Raw genomic sequence first — 20188 nt, 5'->3', positions numbered from 1 at the left:
TACGCGCTGCCTGCCGCCGGCAGGATGCGCGCACTGTCAGGAGGGTTCCGGGACTCCCGGTCCAATCCAGCCTGGGGCGGGCCCCGTGAATGACCGCAGGCACAGGAGGATGGCCGCGAGGATCGGTTCCGCCTCGAAGTCCGGAGGCCGTCCGCCACCGCGCAAGGGCCGGCAGGCGGCCGGCTGCTCCGGGGCCGGCCGCCTCTGCAGCCGGCCCCGGAGGCCTCGGTCAGCGCAGGTCGAAGCGGTCGAGCTCCATGACCTTCACCCAGGCCGCCACGAAGTCGTTGACGAACTTCTCCCTGCCGTCGTCGCTCGCGTAGACCTCGGCCAGCGCCCGGAGCTGGGAATTGGAGCCGAAGACCAGGTCCACCGGCGTGGCGGTCCACTTCAGTTCGCCGGTGGCGACGTCGCTGATCTCGTAGACGTTCTCCTCCGCCTCCGATGCCTTCCACCGGGTGCCCGGGGAGAGCAGGTTGACGAAGAAGTCGTTCGTCAGGACCTGGGGCCTGTCGGTGAAGACACCGTGGGCGGAACCACCGGCATTCGCACCCAGGGCGCGCATGCCGCCGATGAGCGCTGTCATCTCCGGCGCGGAGAGGTCCAGCAGGAACGCCTTGTCGAGCAGGAGGGTCTCCGGCTCAAGCTTCCCGCCGGGGCGCACGTAGTTGCGGAACCCGTCCGCCCGCGGCTGCAGGTACTGGAACGACTCGACGTCGGTCTGGTCCTGGGAGGCGTCGGTGCGGCCGGGCCGGAACGGCACGGTGACGGTGAAGCCTGCGTCCCGGGCGGCCTTCTCCACCGCCGCGCAGCCGCCGAGGACGATCAGGTCTGCCAGTGAGACCTTCTTGCCCCCGGTCTGGGCGGAATTGAACTGCTGCTGCACCGACTCGATCGCCTGCAGCGCAGCCGCCAGCTGCTCCGGCTCGTTGACCTCCCACCCGCGCTGGGGCTCCAGCCGGATCCGTGCCCCGTTGGCGCCGCCGCGCCTGTCGGTCTTGCGGAAGGTGGATGCCGCGGCCCATGCCGTGCTGACGAGCTGCGGGACGGACAGGCCTGAGTCCAGGAGCTGGGACTTGAGCGAGGCGATGTCCTGCTCGTCGATCAGCTCGTGGTCGACTGCCGGGATGGGATCCTGCCACAGCTGCGGCTCGGGGACCCACGGTCCGAGCATGTGGGGGCCAACGGGGCCCATGTCGCGGTGCAGCAGCTTGTACCACGCTTTGGCGAATGCCAGCGCGAACTCGTCCGGGTTCTCCAGGAAGCGCCGCGAGATCTTCTCATAGATAGGATCGAAGCGCAGCGAGAGATCCGTGGTGAGCATCGTCGGCCGGTGCTTCTTCTCCGGGTCGTGGGCGTCCGGGATGATCTTCGGGGCGTCCTTGGCCACCCACTGGTTGGCGCCGCCGGGGCTCTTGACCAGCTCCCACTCGTGCTCGAACAGGATCTCGAAGAAACGGTTGCTCCACTCGGTCGGCCTGTCCGTCCAGGTGACCTCGAGGCCGGAGGTGATCGTGTCCGGTCCCTTGCCGGTCCCGTAGGTGCTGAGCCAGCCCAGGCCCTGCGCCTCGAGGTTGGCGGCCTCCGGCTCGGGGCCGACGTGCGCGTCTGCGTCACCGGCGCCGTGGGCCTTGCCGAAGGTGTGGCCGCCGGCGATCAGCGCGACGGTCTCCTCGTCGTTCATCGCCATGCGCTTGAAGGTCTCGCGGATGAACGCTGCGGCCGCGACGGGGTCCGGATTGCCCATCGGCCCTTCGGGGTTGACGTAGATCAGGCCCATCTCGGTGGAGCCGACCTCTTCCGCCATCCGGCCTTCGCCGATGTAGCGTTCGTCACCGAGCCAGGTGTCCTCGGGCCCCCAGAAGATCTCTTCGGGCTCCCACACGTCCTCGCGGCCGAAGGCGAAGCCGAAGGTCTTGAAGCCCATCGACTCGAGGGCGACGTTGCCTGCGAGGACGAGCAGGTCGGCCCAGGAGAGCTTTTGGCCGTACTTCTGCTTCACCGGCCACAGCAGCCGCCGGGCTTTGTCGAGGTTGGCGTTGTCCGGCCAGCTGTTGAGCGGCGCGAACCGCTGGCTGCCGTCCCCCGCACCGCCGCGGCCGTCGTGGACGCGGTAGGTGCCGGCAGCGTGCCAGCTCATCCGGATCATCAGGCCGCCGTAGTGGCCGAAGTCCGCGGGCCACCAGTCCTGGGAGGTGGTCAGGACCTGGATGATGTCCTGCTTGAGCGCCTCGACGTCGAGCGTCTGGAACTCCTCGCGGTAGCTGAACGTGGGGCCGAGCGGGTTGCCCGCCGGGTGGCGGGTGTGGAGCACGGAGAGGTCGAGCTGGTTCGGCCACCAGTCCGCGACGGTCCGCGGCCGGTGCGCCTTGGGCTGCGGCGAGTCGATCGCCGGGTTCTCGCTCTCGCTGCCGTGCGAGGTCACGCTGTCATGGGCGACCGGGCACCCGCCCTCAACCTTGCGGTCCAGGCCCTGGGCGCTTCCCGGGGTGGGGATCGGGGGGTGGTCCTGGTGATCGGTCATGCGCTTCCTTCCCTATGGCCGAGGCCGCGGTCGGACTCGGGCAGCCGGTCTAACCCTCCTATTTGACCATGAGCGGACGGTGCGGGGAGAGCCCCCACGGCGCAATTGGACAAGACTCTCCCGCGGCTGCATCATCGGCAACGGCACAGCGACGGGTTCCACGTCCTCAACAAGTACTGCTAGCCGAGCTCTTCCAGCGGCGTGGCCTTGCCCGCGTTGCGGGCAATCTCTGCCTCCTGCGCCGCGCGGCGGCGTTCGCGGCGCTTGTCATTGAGCAGGCAGACACCTACCGCCACGAAGAACAGGAACAGCAGGGGCGCGGCCAGCAGGAACATGGACATTGCGTCCGGACCCGGCGCCGCCATGGCCGCCACCACGCAGACCAGGAACACGATCACACGCCAGCTCTTGATGACCTGGCGGCCGCTGACCAGGCCGGCGAAGTTGATCCCCACCAGGACCACCGGCGTCAGGAATGCCACGCCCAGGGACAGCAGCATGCGCATTACGAAGGTGAGGTAGTCGGTGGCCAGGATGATGTTGGAGCCGCCCTCGGGCGTGAACATGGTCAGCACCTTGACGATTTCGGGCAGCACCAGCCACCCGAAGTAAATGCCCAGCAGGAACAGCGGCACAGCCGACAGCATGAAGCCGAGGGTGTAGCGCCGCTCCTTGGCCTTCAGGCCCGGCGTGATGAAGGCCCAGAGCTGGTAGATCCAGACCGGCGAGCTGACCAGGATGCCCAGGAAGATCGACACCTGGATCTTCAGGTCGAAGGGCGAGCCCACGCTGCCGAAGTTGATCTCGGCCTGCCGGCCCTGCTCGGCGGAGATTTCGAACATGGGCTGCTGGATGGCCGCCATGACCGGGTCATAGAGGAACCATCCCCCGACGGCGCCGGCGAGCACCGCAATGCCGCTGACAACGAGCCGGTTCCGCAGCTCCCGGATATGCTCCTTGAGCGGCATCCGTCCTTCAGGATTGGCCTTGCGCCCGGTTTTTCGAGCCATTGGCCTTTACTGCTGGCCCGGCGGCTGGTTCCCGCCGTTGGCGTTGCGCGCCTGTTCCTGGTTGCGGACGCCCTGCGGAGGATTCACCACGCGGCCTTCGACCGGCTCCTCCCCGGACCGGGAGGCATCCTCGTCCTTCATCTGCTTGACCTCGGACTTGAAGATCCGCAGGGACTGGCCCACGCTGCGGGCAAGACCGGGCAGCTTCGGCGCACCGAACAGCAGGAGGGCAACGATGATCAGGATGATGATCGGCCAGGGGCTATCGAAGAGTCGTCCCATAACGTGGTTCCTTTCGTATCAAGTCAATCCTACGTCAGTCCGAGGTCCCGCAGAGACTGGCGCTGGCCCCTGGCCGCCCGCCGCGCCACCCGCCGTGCCCGGCGGGCCTGGTCCCGCCGGGCTTTGCCGTCGAGATAATCCGCCCGCACCTGGCCCGGGTCCTGGAAGACGGCCGGGACGAAGTTCCCCGTCTCCGGCTCCCGCGCGGACGGCGACGGCGCACGCGGCGAGAGCCGGGCGGCGGCCCGTTCGAATTCGGCCAGCGTGGCCATGAAGGCGCGGAAGATCCGCCAGCCGAGGAAGAGCACGAACAGCAGGGCGAGGGCGCACAACGCCACCCAGAGAAGGATCCAGAACCAGAACGGCATCATTGGATTCTAGGCCCCTTTCCTGCAGGCCGCAGCCAGGGAACCGGCCGCTTCGGCAGCCTCGCGCAGCCAGGCCAGGGTCTCGGCGGCCAGCCCGGCCGGCGCCAGCACGGCCAGCTCCCCGCCGTGCCGTGCCACGAGGCCCGGCACCAGCGCCGTCGAGCCCAGCCGCAGCTCGGCAACACATCCGCCGTCCTCAAGGGTGGTCCGGCGCACCGCGTTGTACTGCTCCGCCAGCGCCTCCAGCCGTGCGGAGATGCGCAGCACCACGTGCTCGTCGCTCTCCTGCGGGGTGAACAGGCTCTGCGCCGTGCCGGCGTCTTCACCTTCCCATTCGGCGAAGTGCCTGCCCGTGCCGGCCAGCGAACGGATCCGGTCCACCCGGAACTGCCGCCGGCCCTGCTGCCGGTGGCACCAGGCGCTCAGGTACCAGTGGCCGTCCTGGGCGAAGACCTGCAGCGGGTCGACCTCCCGTGCGGTGATCTCGTCCCGGGAGGCCACCAGGTACTCCATTGTCAGCGTCTCCCGGGCCAGGACGGCGTCCTGGAGCTGCTGCACGTACGGTGCGGCAGCGGCGTCGTCGAAATCCGCTGCCACCGCGCGGAAGCCGTCCTCGCCGCCGGTGGCCTCCAGCAGTTTGCCCAGGGCGGTCGCCAGCGCCTGGTGTCTGCCGACGCCGGGCACCGTTTCCAGCGCCTGCAGCCCGACCACCAGGGACAGCGCCTCGTCCAGGCCCAGGCGCACGGGCTGGGAGATCTCCTCGGCATTGCGGATGAAGATGCAGCCGGACTCCCACTCTGCCTCGATCAGCTGGTCCGGGCCGTAACCCGGGGCGCCGCAGACAAAGAGCAGGTTCAGGTCCTTGACCAGCTGGGCGGTGGAGACCTGGAACAGCCGGGCGGTTTCGGCCAGGTCGGCACCCTGGTTGGCGGTCACGTAGGAGACCAGATCCAGCAGCCGCGGCAGGCGGTCCAGGGCCGAGGATTTCACCCGGCCGGCACCGTTGCCCGCGGCCGCGGGGGGCAGCCGGTAGGCGGGGGCCGGTTCCTGGGCCGCCGCCAGGGCTCCTTCCAGCCGCCGCCGGACTGCCTCGGCCAGTTCCGGCGGGGACACCACGCGCACCTGCGCGCCATGGGCGGCGATCTCCTCCGCCAGCACCTCGACGTCGTTGAAGCGGTACTCGACCCGGTCCCAACCGGACTCGGCAGGCCGCTCCCCCGGCGTGCCGGTGCGGAAAACGTTCGCCCGGCCCGGCCGCAGCAGCAGACCGGCCGTCTGCTCCCGCCGGCGGGGGTCCAGGGCCGCAAGGGCAGCGCGCATGGTGAACCCCTCAGGGCGTTCGAAGCTGCCGGGCAGCTTCTTTACCGTGGTTGTCACCCGGGACAGCCGGAAGGTGCGCTCTTTGTCCTTGTCCATGTCCCGGCCCACCAGGTACCAGTTGCCGAAGCGGTTGCCCAGGCCCCATGGTTCGACCCTGCGCACCGAGGTTTCCCGGGCCGAACCGGAGCGGTACCCGAAGGAGACCGGATACCGCTCCAGGACGGCCGCGAGCATGTCCTCAAAGGCCGGTTCGGCGGTGCGCAGCCGCGGCTCGACGCCGATCAAGGTGTCCGACTCGGCCAGCGCACCCCGCACGTCCAGCCGGCGCACGGCCCGGGCCGCGGCGGAACCGAGCGAGGCCTGCTGCCACAGGCGGGAAGCCAGGGAGAGCACGGCGGTTTCCTCGGCGGTGAAGGCCAGTTCCGGCAGACGATAGGCCCGGCGGTCGATCCGGTACCGGCTCGCGCTTTGGTCGTGGTCGAAGAAGGTGTCCTCGGAGAAGGTTTCCACGGGCACCCCCATGTCCCGCAGGGCCTCCTTGTCGCGCTCGAACAGGCGGTTGAACGCCTCCTCGCTCGGGGCCTCCTGGTAGGAGGGGATGAGGGAACGAAGCTCTTCCTTGCTGTAGCCGCGCCGCCGCTCCAGCAGGGCGATGGTCAGGTTCAGCAGGCGCTCGGTCTTGGACACGGACATGGATTCAACGTTACTGTCTGGGCGGTGCCGGCGGCGAAGTTAACCGGAACGGGCGGGGTAACGATGACCTAACGTTCACCGCCGCCCCGCCCTGTTTCCTGCCTGGATTCCCGAAGGGCCTGCTTAACGGACGGCGAGCAGGTCCACCACGAAGATCAGGGCCTCGTTCGGCCCGATCGCCGCGCCGGCACCGCGGCTGCCATAGGCCAGCTCGGAAGGGATTTCCAGCCGGCGGCGGCCGCCGACCTTCATGCCCAGCAGCCCCTGGTCCCAGCCCTGGATGACCTGGCCGACGCCGACCCGGAAGTCCAGCGGGGCGCCGCGGTTCCAGGAAGCGTCGAATTCCTCACCGGTGGACCAGGCGACCCCCACATAGTGCGTGGAGACGGTATCGCCCGGCTTGGCCTCCGGGCCGTCGCCGACGATGATGTCCTCGATCTTCAGCTCGGTCGGGGCTTCGGTCCCGGGAAAATCGATCTCGGGCTTCTGGCGGTCGTATTCGCGCTGGCCAAATGACATGGTTCTTTCCTTCCGCACCGGAACCATGGTTCCAGTATTCAGTGGGTTACTTAACGTCGACGAGCTCGACGTAGAAAATCAGGTCGCCGACGGCCTCGCCCTGGCCGCTGGCGTAGGCCATCTCGGCGGGGATGGAGAGCATGACCTTGCTCCCCTTCTTGAGCCCGGTCAGGCCCTTGGTCCAGCCCTCGATGACACCGCTCAGCGGAAATTCGGCCGCCTCGCCGCGTGCGAAGCTGGAATCGAACTCGGCGCCCTTGCCCCAGTTCCAGCCGGTGTACCGGGCCTTGACCGTGCTCTCGGCCGTGGCGGCCTTGCCGCTGCCTTCCTCGATCACCTTGACCACCAGGTTGCCCGGGGCCTGGTTCCCCTCGGGAATCTTCACGGACGGAACGCCCTTGGAATCGAAAGAGATGTCCGGCAGCTTGCCGGCCTTGTCCAGGGCGGCGACCTCGGCGGCATCGGCCTTGACCGCCTTGTCCTTGATGCCTTCGACGGTCAGGATCACCAGCTGCGGGTTCTGGGCCGGCGCCGAGGCATTGCCGGCGGCCTCGGGCTTGTAGTAGTACGCCACGTCCGAGCCGGTCTTGACGCCGTTGAGTGCGCTGTACAGGCCCGGATCGCCGGCCTTGAGCGATTCATCCAGCGGAATGGTCTGCGCCCCGGCGGCGGTGTAGGTTTCCACGCCGCGCGTGCCCGTGGTGGCATCGTAGCCTGCCATCCGGTACCTGATCCACTGTCCGTCCTTGGCGCCTTCTCCCTCGCCCTCCTTGATCACCTTTGCGGTGGTCTCGGGCAGGTCCAGCGGGGTGGCGAACTCCACCTCGGGAGCCTTGCCTTCGCCGGCCTGGGTGACCTTCACGTCGTCCAGCGAGGTGGCACCGGAGGAGGAACCGCCATCGGAACCCCCGCAGGCGGTCAGCAGCAGGGCACAAGGCAGCAATATCGCTAATAGTTTGCGCACGGTTCAACTTTCGGTGGAGATCATTGCCGTGCCCATTGTCTCAGAGAAACCGGTCCAACCCGGAACACCCTGGAAGACGCAGACGGCAGGCAGCCGCCGCGCACAGCACCGGACCGTTCCGGTCAGAGCGAAGCCAGCAGGGCAGCGACCCTTTCGTCGGTGCTGCGGAACGGGTCCTTGCACAGGATGGTCTGCTGGGACCGGTCATTGAGCTTCAGGTGCACCCAGTCCACCGTGAAGTCCCTGCCGTGTTCGCGGGCGGCGCGCACAAAGTCCCCGCGGAGCTTGGCCCGGGTGGTCTGCGGCGGGGTGTCGACGGCGGACTTGATATCCGCATCGTCGACCACCCGGTCCACCTCGCCCCGGTTCTGCAGCAGGTAGAACAGGCCGCGGGTACGCGAGATGTCGTGGTAGGTCAGATCCAGCTGGGCCAGCCGCGCGGATTCGAGCGAAAGACCGTGCCGGGCCTGGACGCGTTCGATCAGCTTCTTCTTGATTGCCCAGTCGATTTCCCGGGAGATGGCATCGTGGTTGCCGCCGGCAATGGCCACCAAGGTCCGCTCCCACAAGTCCAGGATCCGCGGCACGTGCGGGTTGTGCGCCCCGTGCTGCTCAACGAAGTCCTTGGCCTTGGCCAGGTACTCCGCCTGCATCTGCACCGCCGACATCTCCCGTCCGTTGGCCAGCTTCAGCGGCCGGGAGCCGGTCAGGTCGTGGGAGATGTCGCGGATGCTGCGGATGGGGTTTTCCAGCCGCATGTCGCGCATGATGGTCCCGGCCTCGATCATCCGCAGCAGCAGGTCCACGGTGCCGATCTTCAGCATCGTCGTGGTCTCGGACATGTTCGAGTCGCCGTTGATCACATGCAGCCGGCGGTAGTATTCGGCATCGGCATGCGGCTCGTCGCGGGTATTGATGATCGGCCGGGACCGGGTGGTGGCCGACGAGACACCCTCCCAGATGTGGTCCGCCCGCTGGGAGAACGCATAGATGGAGCCGTTCTGCGTCTTGAGCACCTTGCCGGCCCCGACCAGCAGCTGGCGGGTGACCAGGAACGGGATGAGGATGTCCGCCAGCCGGGAGAATTCCAGCTTCCGCGGAATCAGGTAGTTTTCGTGGCTGCCGTAGGAGTTTCCGGCGGAGTCGGTGTTGTTCTTGAACAGGTAGACGTTGCCGTCGAAGCCTTCCTTGTGCAGCCGGTCCTGCGCCTCGTTCATGAGGTCTTCCAGGATCAGCTCGCCGGCGCGGTCCTGGGCGATCAGCTGGGCCACGTCGTCGCACTCGGCGGTGGCATACTCCGGATGCGAGCCCACGTCCAGGTACAGCCGGGAGCCGTTGGTCAGGAACACGTTCGAGGACCGGCCCCAGGTCACCACTTTGCGGAAGAGGTAGCGGGCTACCTCTTCGGGCGAGAGCGGACGGGATTCCGGAGCCGAGTAGGAAATGCCGAACTCGGTCTCCACACCAAAAATGCGCCGGTCCATGCTCTTACTCCTCCTGTGTACCCAGTACCGCGGCGACTTCGGCAGCTGACAGCCGGCGGAATGCCCGGCGGCTGCCCCGGCTGGACAGCGGGTCCCTGTCCAGCACCGCGATTTCCAGCAGCTCCGGCCCCAGCTTCCGGGCCCCGGATTCCCCGGCTTCGCCCGCGCCGTCGCCGGAGAGCGCCCCGACGGCGGCCCGGATGACCTCCGGGAAGTCCATCCCGTCCTGCCAGCTGCGCCGCAGGGCCTCGTTGAGGGACTCGGTCTGCCCGCCCATCACCACGAAGCCCTTTTCGTCGGCGATCGAACCGTCGAACGTCAGCCGGTACAAATGGTCCTCGGCCGGCGTGCCGCCCACCTCGACGACGGCGAGTTCGACTTCGAACGGCTTGGTATCGGCGGTGAACACCGCCCCCAGGCTCTGCGCGTACACGCTGGCCAGCCCGCGCGCGGTGACGTCCCCGCGGTTGTACGAATAACCACGCACGTCCGCGTAGCGGACGCCGGCCTGGCGCAGGCTTTCGAACTCGTTGTACTTGCCGACGGCGGCGAAGGCGATCCGGTCGTAGATCTCCCCTACCTTGTGCAGCGACACCGAGGGGTTCTCGGCCACCAGCGCGATCCCCTCGCGGCAGCTGAGCACGATGACCGAGCGGCCGCGCGCGATGCCTTTCCGGGCGAAATCGGCCCGGTCCTTCATCAGCTGCTCGGGCGAGACGTAGAACTGCTGCGTCATGCTCAGGCCTCCCGTCCGGCGACGGTCCGGGAGGCAATGACTGTCTCGGCGGCGGCGGCCAGCTCGCGGTCGGGGATTCGCCGGACGCCGGCGGCATTGACCGTGTAGACCACCGGCCACAGCTGCCGGACCACGTCCGGGCCGCCGGTGGCGGAGTCGTCGTCGGCGGCGTCGTAGAGCGCCTCGACGGCGACCCGCACCGCGGCGTCCTCGTCCAGGTTCGGCTTCCACAGCTTCTTCAGCGCCCCGCGGGCGAAGAACGCGCCGGAGCCCACCGAGTGGTGCTCCAGTTCCTCGTAGCGGCCGCCGGTGACGTCGTAGGAGAAAAGCCTGCCTGCCCGCCGGTCGGTGTCATAGCCGGCGAACAGCGGCACCACCGCCAGGCCCTGCAGTGCCAGCGCCAGGTTGCCCTGGATCATGGCCCCGAGCCGGTTGGCCTTGCCCTCCAGGCTCAGCAGCGTGCCCTCGATCTTCTCGTAGTGCTCAAGCTCGACCTGGAACAGCCGGGTGACGTCCAGGGCCAGGCCGGCGGTACCCGCGATGCCCAGGACCGAATACTGGTCGGCAGGGAACACCTTCTCGATGTGCCGGCTGGCAATCACATTGCCCATGGTCGCCCGCCGGTCCCCGGCCATCAGCACACCGCCGGCAAAGGCCATCGCCACGATCGTGGTGGCGTGCGGCACCTGCGGCACGGCGCTGCCCGGCCCGCCCGCCGCCGGGGCCTGCAGCCCGCCCAGCGCCGCGCTGCGGGCACCGGGCAGCAGCTCCGGGGCGGTGCGCGCCAGGTACTCCGAGAACGAGGCGGTCGCCGAATGGGCTATCTGCGAAAATACTGACCCCGGACCCCCTGCCGGCATGCCCATGGGCTACTGACCGCCCTTCTGCACGAACCCGCGCACAAACTCCTCGGCGTTCTGTTCCAGCACACCGTCAATCTCGTCCAGCAGATCGTCGGTGGCCTGGGTGTCGGCCGACCCGGCGGCGGCAGGTGCCGGCTCCGGAGCGGGCGCTTCGTCGTAGTCTTCCTCGACGCTGCGGCCTTCCACATTCTTGCGGTCCTGGGTTGCCATCACTGCCTCCTTGACGGTTGTACGGCCACCTGTCTGGTGGCTGCGCTGCACCGGTGCTGCCGGCACTATTAATAACGCTTGGACTAGTGCTTATGTTGCCACGCCGCCGGCAGGACCGGGGCCCAGCAACGCCGCAATGAATTCTTCGGCCGAGGCTGCCTCCTCGAACAGCCTGCCGGTCAGTTCGCGTGTGCCGCGCAGCGGCTCCCGGGTGGGGATCCGCTGCAGCCGGCGGTTGTTGGGCAGGTCGAAAATGACCGAGTCCCAGCTGGCCCCGACCACCTGCTCGGGGAAATGCTCGATGCATTTGCCGCGGAAGAAGGCCCGGGTGTCCTCCGGCGGCTGGCGTACGGCGTCCAGGATCTCCGCATCCGGGACCAGCCGCTCCATCTGGCCCCGCGCGGCCAGCCGGTAGTAGAGTCCCTTTTCCGGCCGCAGGTCCGCATACTGCAGGTCGATCAGCCCCAGGCGCGCATCGGACCAGTCCAGCCCGTCACGCTCCCGGTAGGCCTCCAGCAGCTTGAGCTTGGCCACCCAGTCCAGCTGGGCGGCGGCCTGCATGGGGTCCCGGCGCAGCACCGCCAGCAGGTTCCCCCAGCGGGTGAGCACGTCGGCGGTCATGCCCTCGTCCGTGCCCAGCCGCCGGCAGTGCGCCGCCGCGGCTTCCAGGTACATCTCCTGCAGGTCCAGCCCGGTGACCATGCTCCCGTCCTTGAGCGCCACCTTCTGCTGCAGGGTCGGGTCGTGGCTGATCGCCTGCAGGGCCTGCACCGGCTCGTGCAGCTGGATCTGCGGCACGTCGCCGTGCTCGATCATGGACAGCACCAGCGCGGTGGTGCCCAGGCGCAGGTAGATCGAGACCTGGCTGAGGTTGGCATCCCCAATGATCACGTGCAGCCGCCGGTACTTCTCCGCCACGGCGTGCGGTTCGTCCCGGGTATTGATGATCGGGCGCCGGATGGTGGTCTCCAGCCCCACCTCCGCCTCGAAGAAGTCCGCACGCTGGCTGATCTGGTAGCCGCTGAGCCGCCCGGTCATCCCCCGGCCCACCCGCCCGGCCCCGCAGATGATCTGGCGGGAGACGAAGAACGGGATCAGCCCGGTGACAATATGCCCGAACGGCACGCTGCGCGGCATCAGGTAGTTCTCGTGCGCACCATAGGAGACGGACTTGTTGTCCGTGTTGTTCTTGTACAAGTTCACCGGGGCGAATCCCGGGGTCTGAGCAATCCGGCGCAGCGCGGTGAGCACCACGACGTCCCCGGCCTTGTCCCAGCGCACGGCGTCCAGCGGATTGGTCACCTCGGGACTGGAGTACTCGGGGTGGGCGTGGTCCACGTACAGCCGGGCGCCGTTGCTGAGCACCATGTTCATCAGCACCCCGCCGGCGGACTCCTCGGCATAGAAGTCGCTGCCGGATCCGCGGCGGCCGTTCGCGAGGGCGATCTGCTCGGCATCCAGCACCGGCGGCATGTCGGTCAGCTGGGACGGATCCGCATCCGCCCGGGAGACCTCCCAGCCGCGCGCATCGTGCAGCGGCTCCTCGTCGGTGTAGTCCCAGCGGGTCCCGGCAAGGTTGCCGAGCCCGCTGCGCACCGTCGCGGCATAGGCGTTGATGATCTGGGAGGAGAGCACCGTGGAATTGGCCAGGGGATCGCCCGGAGCATGGATGCCATACTCCGTCTCCGTCCCCATAACCCGGTGTACGCTCACAGGTACTGCCCCGTGTTCGGCATGGTCTCGATCGACTTCCCGGCCTCCTGGCCCGCCTTGCCCTGGATGATCGTGCGGATGTAGGTGATCCGTTCGCCCTTCTTGCCCGAGATCCGTGCCCAGTCGTCCGGGTTCGTGGTGTTGGGCATGTCCTCGTGCTCGCGGAACTCGTCCACCACCCCGCGGAGCAGGTGTTCTATCCGCAGGCCCTTCTGCCCGCTGGTCAGCAGGTCCTTGATGGCGTTCTTCTTGGCCCGGTCCACCACGTTCTGGATCACGGCACCGGAGTTGAAGTCCTTGAAGTACAACATTTCGGTATCGCCGCTGGCGTAGGTGACCTCGAGGTACTCGTTGGACTTGTCGGTGGCGTACATGGCCTCCACCGTCCGCTGGATCAGCGCCTCCACCGTCGCCTTCCGGTCGTTGCCGTGCTCGGCCAGGTCGTCCGGATGGATGGGCAGCTCGGTGGTGATGTACTTGGCGAAGATGTCCGCGGCCGCCTCGGCATCGGGGCGCTGGATCTTGATCTTCACGTCCAGCCGGCCCGGACGCAGGATGGCCGGATCGATCATGTCCTCGCGGTTCGAGGCGCCGATGACAATGACGTTCTCCAGCTTCTCCACGCCGTCGATCTCGCTGAGCAGCTGCGGCACGATGGTGGTTTCGACGTCGGAGGAGACGCCCGTGCCGCGGGTGCGGAACAGCGAATCCATCTCGTCGAAGAAGACCACCACCGGGCTGCCGTCCGAGGCCTTCTCCCGGGCCCGGGCGAAAATCAGGCGGATGTGCCGCTCGGTTTCGCCCACGTACTTGTCCAGCAGCTCCGGACCCTTGATGTTCAGGAAGTAGCTGCGCGCTTCCTTGGTGCCGCTGCGTTCGACGGCGCGGGCGGCCAGCGAGTTGGCGACGGCCTTGGCGATCAGGGTCTTGCCGCAGCCGGGAGGGCCGTAGAGCAGGATGCCCTTGGGGGCCTTCAGTCCGTGCTCGCGGTACAGGTCAGGGTGCAGGAACGGCAGTTCGACGGCGTCGCGGATCTCGTCGATCTGCGGGCCCAGGCCGCCGATGTCCTGGTAGGAGATGTCCGGCACCTCTTCGAGGATGAGGTTCTCCACCTCGCTGCGCGGAATCTTCTCCAGGGCATAGCCGCTCCGGGCGTCGATCGATATGGCGTCCCCGACCCGCAGCCGTTCGTGCTGCAGCGAGCCGGAGAGCTTGACCACCCGCTCTTCGTCCGCGCGGCCGATCACCAGCACACGGTCGGCATCGAGCAGTTCCTTGATGGTCACCAGTTCGCCGGCGCGTTCGAAGCTGAGCGCGGCCACAACCGTCAGGGATTCGTTGAGCAGGACCTCCTGGCCCGGGCTGAGCTGGCTGAGGTTGATCAGCGGGCTGACCGCCACGCGCAGCTTGCGGCCAGACTGGATGATGTCCACGCTGTCCTGCACGGTGGCAGCCGTGCTCACCCCCGGGCGGGGGTGCTGGGCAGGATTGACCTGGGCGATGGTGGCGAAGCTGAACGGAGTTTCGCCGTCCCGCTCAAGGGCCTCCTTAAGCCGGACTATCTCGCTCTTGGCAGCTTCAAGCATGGCGACAAGGCGGCTGTTGTTGACGGTTGCGGAGGCCAGCTGCTTGTCCAGGTTCCGGATCTTGTCCCGCAGGACATTGAGCTGGCGCTGGGCCACGGTCAGTTCGTCGGATAGCCCCCCACCGGGCGCCGGTTCATGCATCGGGTTCTGGTTTTCACTCATCACCGTACCTGCTCTCTTGAAACGGGTGCCTTCCAATGACCCTATCCGTCTACCTTACGGAGTCCCACCCGCTTGACAAGGAAAACGTCCGGGACGCGGCCATAATTCCGGGCCGCCCGGCGGGTCCCGGAGCAGCCGGGACAAGGCGCGCGGCTGCTGCCGGCGCAGCACAACAATCGGGTAAAGAAAAGGCAACGGTACGGCATCGCCGCGGCGGCCCTGCGCCGCGGGCTACTCCGGTCCGCCGGCCTCCGGGGCGTCCTTGAAGGCGCCGCGCTGCACGGTCGAGGCGGCGTCCTTGGCCGCACGCCGCAGCTTTTTGTCCGAAACCTGCCGCTCCCCCAGGCCCTCGGCGTTCCAGTCCTCGGCATCGCCTGTCCAGGCCTGGACGTCCTCGGCAGCGAATCCGGTCTTGGACGGCCGGCGCTTCGGGGTCAGACCTTCGACGCCTTCGGCCAGGCGGCGGGCGGTCAGCAGGAATCCGGTGTGGGCGACCATCCGGTGGTCAGGACGGACGGCCAGTCCCTCCACGTGCCAGCCGCGCACCATGGACTCCCAGGATTCCGGCTCAGTGAAGCGGCCGTCGGCCCGGATAGCCTCGGCGGTGCGCGAAAGCTGGGTCACGGTGGCCACATAGTTGATCCACACTCCGCCCGGGGCCAGCACGGTGGCCACAGCGTCCAGGCACTCCCACGGTGCGAGCATGTCCAGCACCACCCGGTCCACGCTGCCCGGCTCTTCCTTCTTCACCACCTCATCCTGGAAATCGCCGAGGGAAATGGACCAGGCCGGATGGGCTCCGCCGAAGAACGTTTCGACATTGCCGCGGGCGATGTCGGCGAATTCCTCCCGCCGCTCGTACGAGTGCAGGTAACCGCCGTCGCCCACGGCCCGCAGCAGCGAAATGCTCAGGGCGCCCGAACCGACGCCGGCTTCGACCACCCGGGCCCCGGGGAAGATGTCGGCCATGGTGACAATCTGCCCGGCGTCCTTCGGGTACACCACGGCCGCGCCGCGGGGCATGGAGAGCACGAAGTCGGACAGCAGCGGGCGCAGCGCCTGGTACTTGTGGCCGGCAGTGTTGGTGACGACGCAGCCTTCGGAGGCGCCGATCAGCTCATCGTGCGGCAGGTAGCCGCGGTGGGTGTGGAACGCCCCGCCGGGAGTAAGGGTGATGGTATTCATCCGGCCCTTCTCGTCGGTCAACTGCACCCGCTCGCCAGGACGCAGCGGGCCCCGGCGCTGGTCGGCTCCGTGCGGAATGGTGGATGCGCTCATGCTGGTACTACTTCCGGTCGAAGGGGCGGGCACAGGGCCCGGCGATGGAGCCGGCCGGTGGTCACGGCCGCGGCCGGTTCAGCCCGGCCCATTGATTCTATGATGCTGCGGCAGGCCTCAGCCGCGCCGGGAGGTCTTGCCGGTCACGGCGCGCACCACCGTATCCTGCAGCAGCAGCCCGGTCACCCGGCTCTGCCGGTCGATCACGGCGTACTCAGTGCCGGACACCCGGGCAAGGTACTGCACCAGCTCCTGTCCGCCGGCCCATTCGGGCACGTAGGCGCCGGGGGCCAGCGCCCGGGCGACCGCGGCCGCCGGCGTCGTTGCCGCCACGGCGGCAGGCACGCTCTGCAGCGCCTGCAGGTCCACCACCGCCTCCGGTTGGCCGGTGGCAGCCGTGAGGATCACCTCCGTGCCGGGGCTGTCCTGCTGCGCGGCGGCCACTTGGGCCACTGTCGCGGTGGCCGGAAGCGCGATGGCACTCACCTGGAGCCTGCCGGCGGTGACCTCCGGCAGGCGCAGGCGCATTTTGGCATGGGTGATGGACGCGCCGGCGCCGGCCCAAAGGAAGCCGCCCACCAGCACAATCATCAGCACGAAGGTCAGATCCGGGCGGCGTCCCAGCAGCGCGGGCAGCACGACGAACCCCAGCACCAGCAGGATCACAATGATCCGCCCGGCCCAGCCGGCAGCCACGGTGCCCTTGTCCTGGCTGCCGGTGGCCTTCCAGACGGCCGATTCCACCAGCCGACCGCCGTCGAGCGGCAGGCCGGGGAGCACGTTGAAAATGGCTACTGCCAGGTTCACCACCACGAAGCTGTCCGTGAGCAGCCAGCCGACGGGATTGCCGGCGAACAGCGGCCGGATGGCCCAGCCCACCCCGGCCAGCAGGAAATTGGCGGCCGGCCCGGCCAGCGCCACCACCAGGGACCGGCCGGCCGAGGCCTGGAAATTCTCGAACTGGGTATGCCCGCCCCACAGATTAAGCACAATCCGCGCGGTGGGCCAGCCAAACGCGCGGGCGCTGAAGGCGTGCGCCAGTTCGTGGACCAGCACGGACAGCAGCAGGAGGACCGCATAGCTGAAGGCCACCAGGTAGGCCGCACCGCCCAGTGCCGGGATCCTCGACTGGACCTGCGGCGCGAACACCAGCACGATGAAGGCCGCAATGGCAAACCAGGACCAGGCGAGGATAACGGGAACTCCGCCGATCCGTCCCAGCGGGATGCCCTCGCTGCGCGGGTTTTCCCGGCCCGGCCCGCCGTCGGGCATACCGGTATCCGGCTGCGGCTGGCTCATGCGGATCCCCGCAGGTCGGCCTGCGGCAGCGGCGCGAAGTCACCGGCGAGCAGTGCCTCCAGGTCCGCCAGGTTCCGCCCGTCCAGGGTTTCCCAGTGGTGCCGGCCCGGGTCCTGGGGAACGTCCACCACATGCGGAATGGCCACTGTCACCAGGCCTGCTGCCTGTGCGGACGTGGCGCCCGGCAGGGAATCCTCCAGGGCGATAATGCGGGACTTGTCCACCTGCGCACGGCTGCCAGCAAGGTGCTCGACGGCGCGCAGGTAGGGTTCCGGGTGCGGCTTGCCGTTTGCGACCATGTCCCCGGTGACCACGTGGCCGAAGCTTCCCTTCGGCAGCTGGGCCACGATTTCCCGGGCCAGCAGCTGCTCGGACATGGTGACCAGCGCGGTGGGGATACCGGCGCCGGCCAGTTCAGCCAGCAGTTCCCGGGCCCCGGGCCGCCACGGAATGCTGGTACGCACCTGGTCAATGACCGAGCCGATGAGCTCGTCGATGATCTCCCGGATCGGAAGCCGGACACCGGCCTGCTGCAGCACGGCGGCGGATGCCGGCAGCGCGTTGCCCACGAGTCCGCGGCCCAGCTCTTCGGACCAGAATCCACCGAAACGCTCTACGAGGTCCAGTTCGGCGGCGATCCAGTAGGGCTCGGTGTCCACCAGGGTTCCATCCATGTCCCAGAACACTGCTTGGACACGGGACTGGTACCCGGCAGGACCGGGTGCGGCGTCAGAAGGCATGCCTCAAGTCTACGGTTTCCGCAGGGGCCGCCCCGCCGGCTCCGGACGGCTATGCTGAGCGCGAACCGGTACCCGGCTCACTGACAACTCACCACCGGAGGACTAGGGTGAAAAGGTGAGCGAGATGGAAAACAACCAGACGCAAGGCCTGCGGCGACTGTTCCCCAAGGCGGGACCGGGGGCCGGGCAGCAGCGGCTCACGGTCATGATCGCGGCCTTCGAGGGCTGGAATGACGCCGGGGAGGCCGCGACGGATGCGGTCAAGTACCTCAACCGCCTCTGGGACGGGACCAAGGTGGCCACCATCGACCCGGATCTCTACTACGACTTCCAGTTCACCCGGCCCATCATCCGCCGCACCGCTTCCGGCCAGCGCCATATTAAGTGGCCGACCACGAAGCTGACCCGCTGCAGCATCCCGCGCTCGGACATCGATGTCATCTTCGTCCACGGTGTCGAACCCTCGTACCGCTGGCGCGCCTACACCGCCGAGCTGCTGGCCCACGCGACGGAACTGAACGTCAACTGCATCCTGCTGGTCGGCGCCCTGCTGGCCGACGTGCCGCACAGCCGGCCGATCCCGGTGACCGCGACCAGCGACGACGACGCGGTCCGGCAGGCGCTGAACACCGAGGTGAGCCAGTACGAAGGCCCCACCGGCATTATCGGGGTCCTGGCCGAGGTAGCCTCGATGGCCGGCATCCCCACCGTCTCGCTGTGGGCGGCGGTACCGCATTACGTGGGCCAGGCACCTTCACCCAAGGCGGAACTGGCCCTGCTGCACCGGATCGAGGACATCCTGCAGGTTCCGCTGGAGACCTCCGTCCTGTCCGAGGAGGCCGAAGCGTGGGAGCGCGGCGTGGACGAGCTGGCCACGGAGGATCCCGAGGTGGCGGCCTACGTGCGGCAGCTGGAAGAGGCCAAGGACACTGCCGAACTGCCCGAAGCCACCGGTGAATCCATCGCCCGGGAATTCGAGCGCTACCTCAAGAAGCGCCGCAAGGAATAGCCCCTCCCCTCCGCCAGGAACCCGCCGCCCCAATCAACTGGCTGGCTGCAGCGGAGACAACACCAGCCCAAAGACAACAAGGCCGGGCCCGCACCGGGGCCCGGCCTGAAACGCCTGGCTACAGCCGGATGCCCAGCAGGGCGTCGAGGACGTCGGCGAAGGCCTGGGTTCCGGTGCCCTGCCCGGGTCCGCCTCCGGCTGCCTGCTGTGCGGCCGTGAACGCATCCACTGCCGCCAGCGCCGCCGGGGCATTCAGATTGTCGGACAGGGCCCGCCGGATCGCCTCGGCCAGGGCCGGCACGTCCGCGGCGGCCGCCAGCGGAGCTGCCCGGCGCCACGCGGCCAGGCGCGCCTGGCCATCCTCGAGCAGTCCATCGGTCCAGAACCAGTCCGAGCGGTAGTGCTGTCCCAGCAGCACAGTCCGGATGGCTGCCGGCTCCACGCCTGATTCGCGCAGCCGGGAGACCAGCACCAGGTTGCCCTTGGACTTGCTCATCTTTTCGCCGTCCAGGCCCACCATCCCGGCATGCACGAAGTGCCGGGCCAGCGGGGTCTTGGTCAGCGCGTACGCGTGGCCGGCGCTCATTTCATGGTGCGGGAAACTCAGGTCCGAGCCGCCGCCCTGCACATCGAAGGTCTCCGGGAGGAACTTCCGGGCGATCACCGAACACTCGATGTGCCAGCCCGGGCGGCCGTCACCGAGGCTACCGCCGGGCCAGTTGGGCTCGCCGTCGCGGGCCACCCGCCACAGCAGCGGATCCAGCCGGTGCCGCTTGCCCGGCCGGTCCGGGTCGCCCCCGCGCTCGGCGAACAGCGGCAGCATCTGCGCCTCTGTCAGCCGGCAGGTCCTGCCCACCTCCCAGCCGCTGCCGGCAGCGGCTGCCGTGTCGAAGTAGACATCGCCGTCGGGCTCGCCGCCGGTACCCGGCACCCGGTAGGCCAGGCCCTCGGCGATCAACTGCTCCACGGCGGGGATGATCCAGGCAATGGACTCCACCGCGCCGACATATTCGTCCGGCGGCAGCACGTTCAGCGCTTCCATGTCGGCGCGGAACAGCTCAGTCTGGTCCTTGGCCAGCTGCTCCCAGTCCACGCCGGTGGCGTTGGCCCGCTCCAGCAGCGGGTCATCGATATCCGTCACATTCTGCACGTACTGGACGGTCCGGCCCGCATCGCGCCAGTACCGGTTGAGCAGGTCGAAGCTGACGTAGGTGGCCGCGTGGCCCATATGGGTGGCATCGTAGGGCGTGATGCCACAGACATAGAGCGAGCCGGTGCGGGACGGCTCGATCCGCGCCAAGGCGCCGGCCGCCGTGTCGTACAGGGACAGGTCGTCCGATCCCCCGGGTACTTCGGGCACAACCGGGGCGTTCCAACCAAGCAAAATTCCGTTCCTTCCGGTAGACCTGCCCGCGTGAAATCTGAGGG

18 protein-coding genes are annotated in these 20188 nt (G+C 68.3%); 1 reads left to right on the top strand and 17 read right to left on the bottom strand.

Annotated features, from left to right (window positions below; all coding sequences use genetic code 11):
- Positions 1-229: 229 nt before the first annotated feature.
- From katG to HGG74_RS05190, 16 genes are all read right to left on the bottom strand, one after another.
- Positions 230-2524 carry a catalase/peroxidase HPI gene (katG, locus tag HGG74_RS05265; protein WP_168485301.1) on the bottom strand — a complete coding sequence of 765 codons (2295 nt, stop codon included), beginning with the start codon at positions 2522-2524 and terminating at the stop codon, positions 230-232.
- Positions 2525-2703: 179 nt separating this feature from the next.
- The gene (tatC, locus tag HGG74_RS05260; protein WP_246262660.1) at positions 2704-3534 is read right to left on the bottom strand and encodes a twin-arginine translocase subunit TatC; all 831 of its coding nucleotides are present in this window, start codon (positions 3532-3534) and stop codon (positions 2704-2706) included.
- Between the two features lie 6 nt (positions 3535-3540).
- A complete protein-coding gene (tatA, locus tag HGG74_RS05255) occupies positions 3541-3816 on the bottom strand; it encodes a Sec-independent protein translocase subunit TatA (RefSeq protein ID WP_168485300.1) in 276 nt (91 codons plus the stop codon).
- Positions 3817-3845: 29 nt separating this feature from the next.
- A complete protein-coding gene (locus tag HGG74_RS05250) occupies positions 3846-4184 on the bottom strand; it encodes a hypothetical protein (RefSeq protein WP_168485299.1) in 339 nt (112 codons plus the stop codon).
- 9 nt (positions 4185-4193) lie between these two features.
- On the bottom strand, positions 4194-6197 hold the full coding sequence (locus HGG74_RS05245) for a helix-turn-helix transcriptional regulator (RefSeq protein ID WP_168485298.1): 2004 nt from the start codon (positions 6195-6197) through the stop codon (positions 4194-4196).
- 123 nt (positions 6198-6320) lie between these two features.
- Positions 6321-6716 carry an FKBP-type peptidyl-prolyl cis-trans isomerase gene (locus HGG74_RS05240; protein WP_168485297.1) on the bottom strand — a complete coding sequence of 132 codons (396 nt, stop codon included), beginning with the start codon at positions 6714-6716 and terminating at the stop codon, positions 6321-6323.
- 46 nt (positions 6717-6762) lie between these two features.
- Positions 6763-7680, bottom strand: a complete 918-nt coding sequence (locus HGG74_RS05235) for an FKBP-type peptidyl-prolyl cis-trans isomerase (RefSeq protein ID WP_168485296.1) — start codon at positions 7678-7680, stop codon at positions 6763-6765.
- 122 nt (positions 7681-7802) lie between these two features.
- A complete protein-coding gene (gene pafA, locus HGG74_RS05230; protein WP_168485295.1) occupies positions 7803-9164 on the bottom strand; it encodes a Pup--protein ligase in 1362 nt (453 codons plus the stop codon).
- Positions 9165-9168: 4 nt separating this feature from the next.
- Positions 9169-9900, bottom strand: coding sequence for a proteasome subunit alpha (gene prcA, locus HGG74_RS05225; protein ID WP_168485294.1), 732 nt, complete (start codon positions 9898-9900; stop codon positions 9169-9171).
- 2 nt (positions 9901-9902) lie between these two features.
- Complete coding sequence (gene prcB, locus HGG74_RS05220) at positions 9903-10766, bottom strand: proteasome subunit beta (RefSeq protein ID WP_168485293.1); 864 nt, start codon at positions 10764-10766, stop codon at positions 9903-9905.
- A gap of 3 nt (positions 10767-10769) precedes the next feature.
- Positions 10770-10973 (bottom strand): ubiquitin-like protein Pup, encoded by a 204-nt coding sequence (locus HGG74_RS05215; protein ID WP_168485292.1) that lies wholly within the window; start codon positions 10971-10973, stop codon positions 10770-10772.
- Positions 10974-11063: 90 nt separating this feature from the next.
- Entirely contained in the window at positions 11064-12668 is a 1605-nt protein-coding gene (dop, locus tag HGG74_RS05210) for a depupylase/deamidase Dop (protein ID WP_168485291.1), read from the bottom strand.
- Between the two features lie 14 nt (positions 12669-12682).
- Positions 12683-14434, bottom strand: coding sequence for a proteasome ATPase (gene arc / locus HGG74_RS05205; protein WP_168485290.1), 1752 nt, complete (start codon positions 14432-14434; stop codon positions 12683-12685).
- Between the two features lie 231 nt (positions 14435-14665).
- Positions 14666-15712: a tRNA (adenine-N1)-methyltransferase gene (locus HGG74_RS05200; RefSeq protein WP_168485289.1), complete on the bottom strand. Its 1047-nt coding sequence runs from the start codon at positions 15710-15712 to the stop codon at positions 14666-14668.
- Between the two features lie 117 nt (positions 15713-15829).
- Positions 15830-17011 carry a site-2 protease family protein gene (locus HGG74_RS05195; protein ID WP_246262659.1) on the bottom strand — a complete coding sequence of 394 codons (1182 nt, stop codon included), beginning with the start codon at positions 17009-17011 and terminating at the stop codon, positions 15830-15832.
- The gene (locus HGG74_RS05190) at positions 17008-17751 is read right to left on the bottom strand and encodes an HAD family hydrolase (protein WP_168485288.1); all 744 of its coding nucleotides are present in this window, start codon (positions 17749-17751) and stop codon (positions 17008-17010) included. The genes HGG74_RS05195 and HGG74_RS05190 overlap by 4 nt, the downstream gene beginning before the upstream one ends.
- Before the next feature lie 124 nt (positions 17752-17875).
- Here HGG74_RS05190 and HGG74_RS05185 point away from each other — a divergent pair, with 124 nt between their 5' ends.
- Positions 17876-18760, top strand: coding sequence for a PAC2 family protein (locus tag HGG74_RS05185; RefSeq protein WP_168485428.1), 885 nt, complete (start codon positions 17876-17878; stop codon positions 18758-18760).
- 118 nt (positions 18761-18878) lie between these two features.
- Here the strand turns inward: HGG74_RS05185 and mshC are convergent, their stop codons facing one another.
- Positions 18879-20144: a cysteine--1-D-myo-inosityl 2-amino-2-deoxy-alpha-D-glucopyranoside ligase gene (mshC, locus tag HGG74_RS05180; protein ID WP_168485287.1), complete on the bottom strand. Its 1266-nt coding sequence runs from the start codon at positions 20142-20144 to the stop codon at positions 18879-18881.
- Between the last annotated feature and the right edge of the window lie 44 nt (positions 20145-20188).

Source organism: Arthrobacter mobilis, from assembly GCF_012395835.1.
In the GTDB taxonomy this organism is placed as follows: domain Bacteria; phylum Actinomycetota; class Actinomycetes; order Actinomycetales; family Micrococcaceae; genus Crystallibacter; species Crystallibacter mobilis.
Note: the sequence above shows the minus strand (reverse complement) of the source record. Positions and strands in the feature narration are given on the sequence as shown.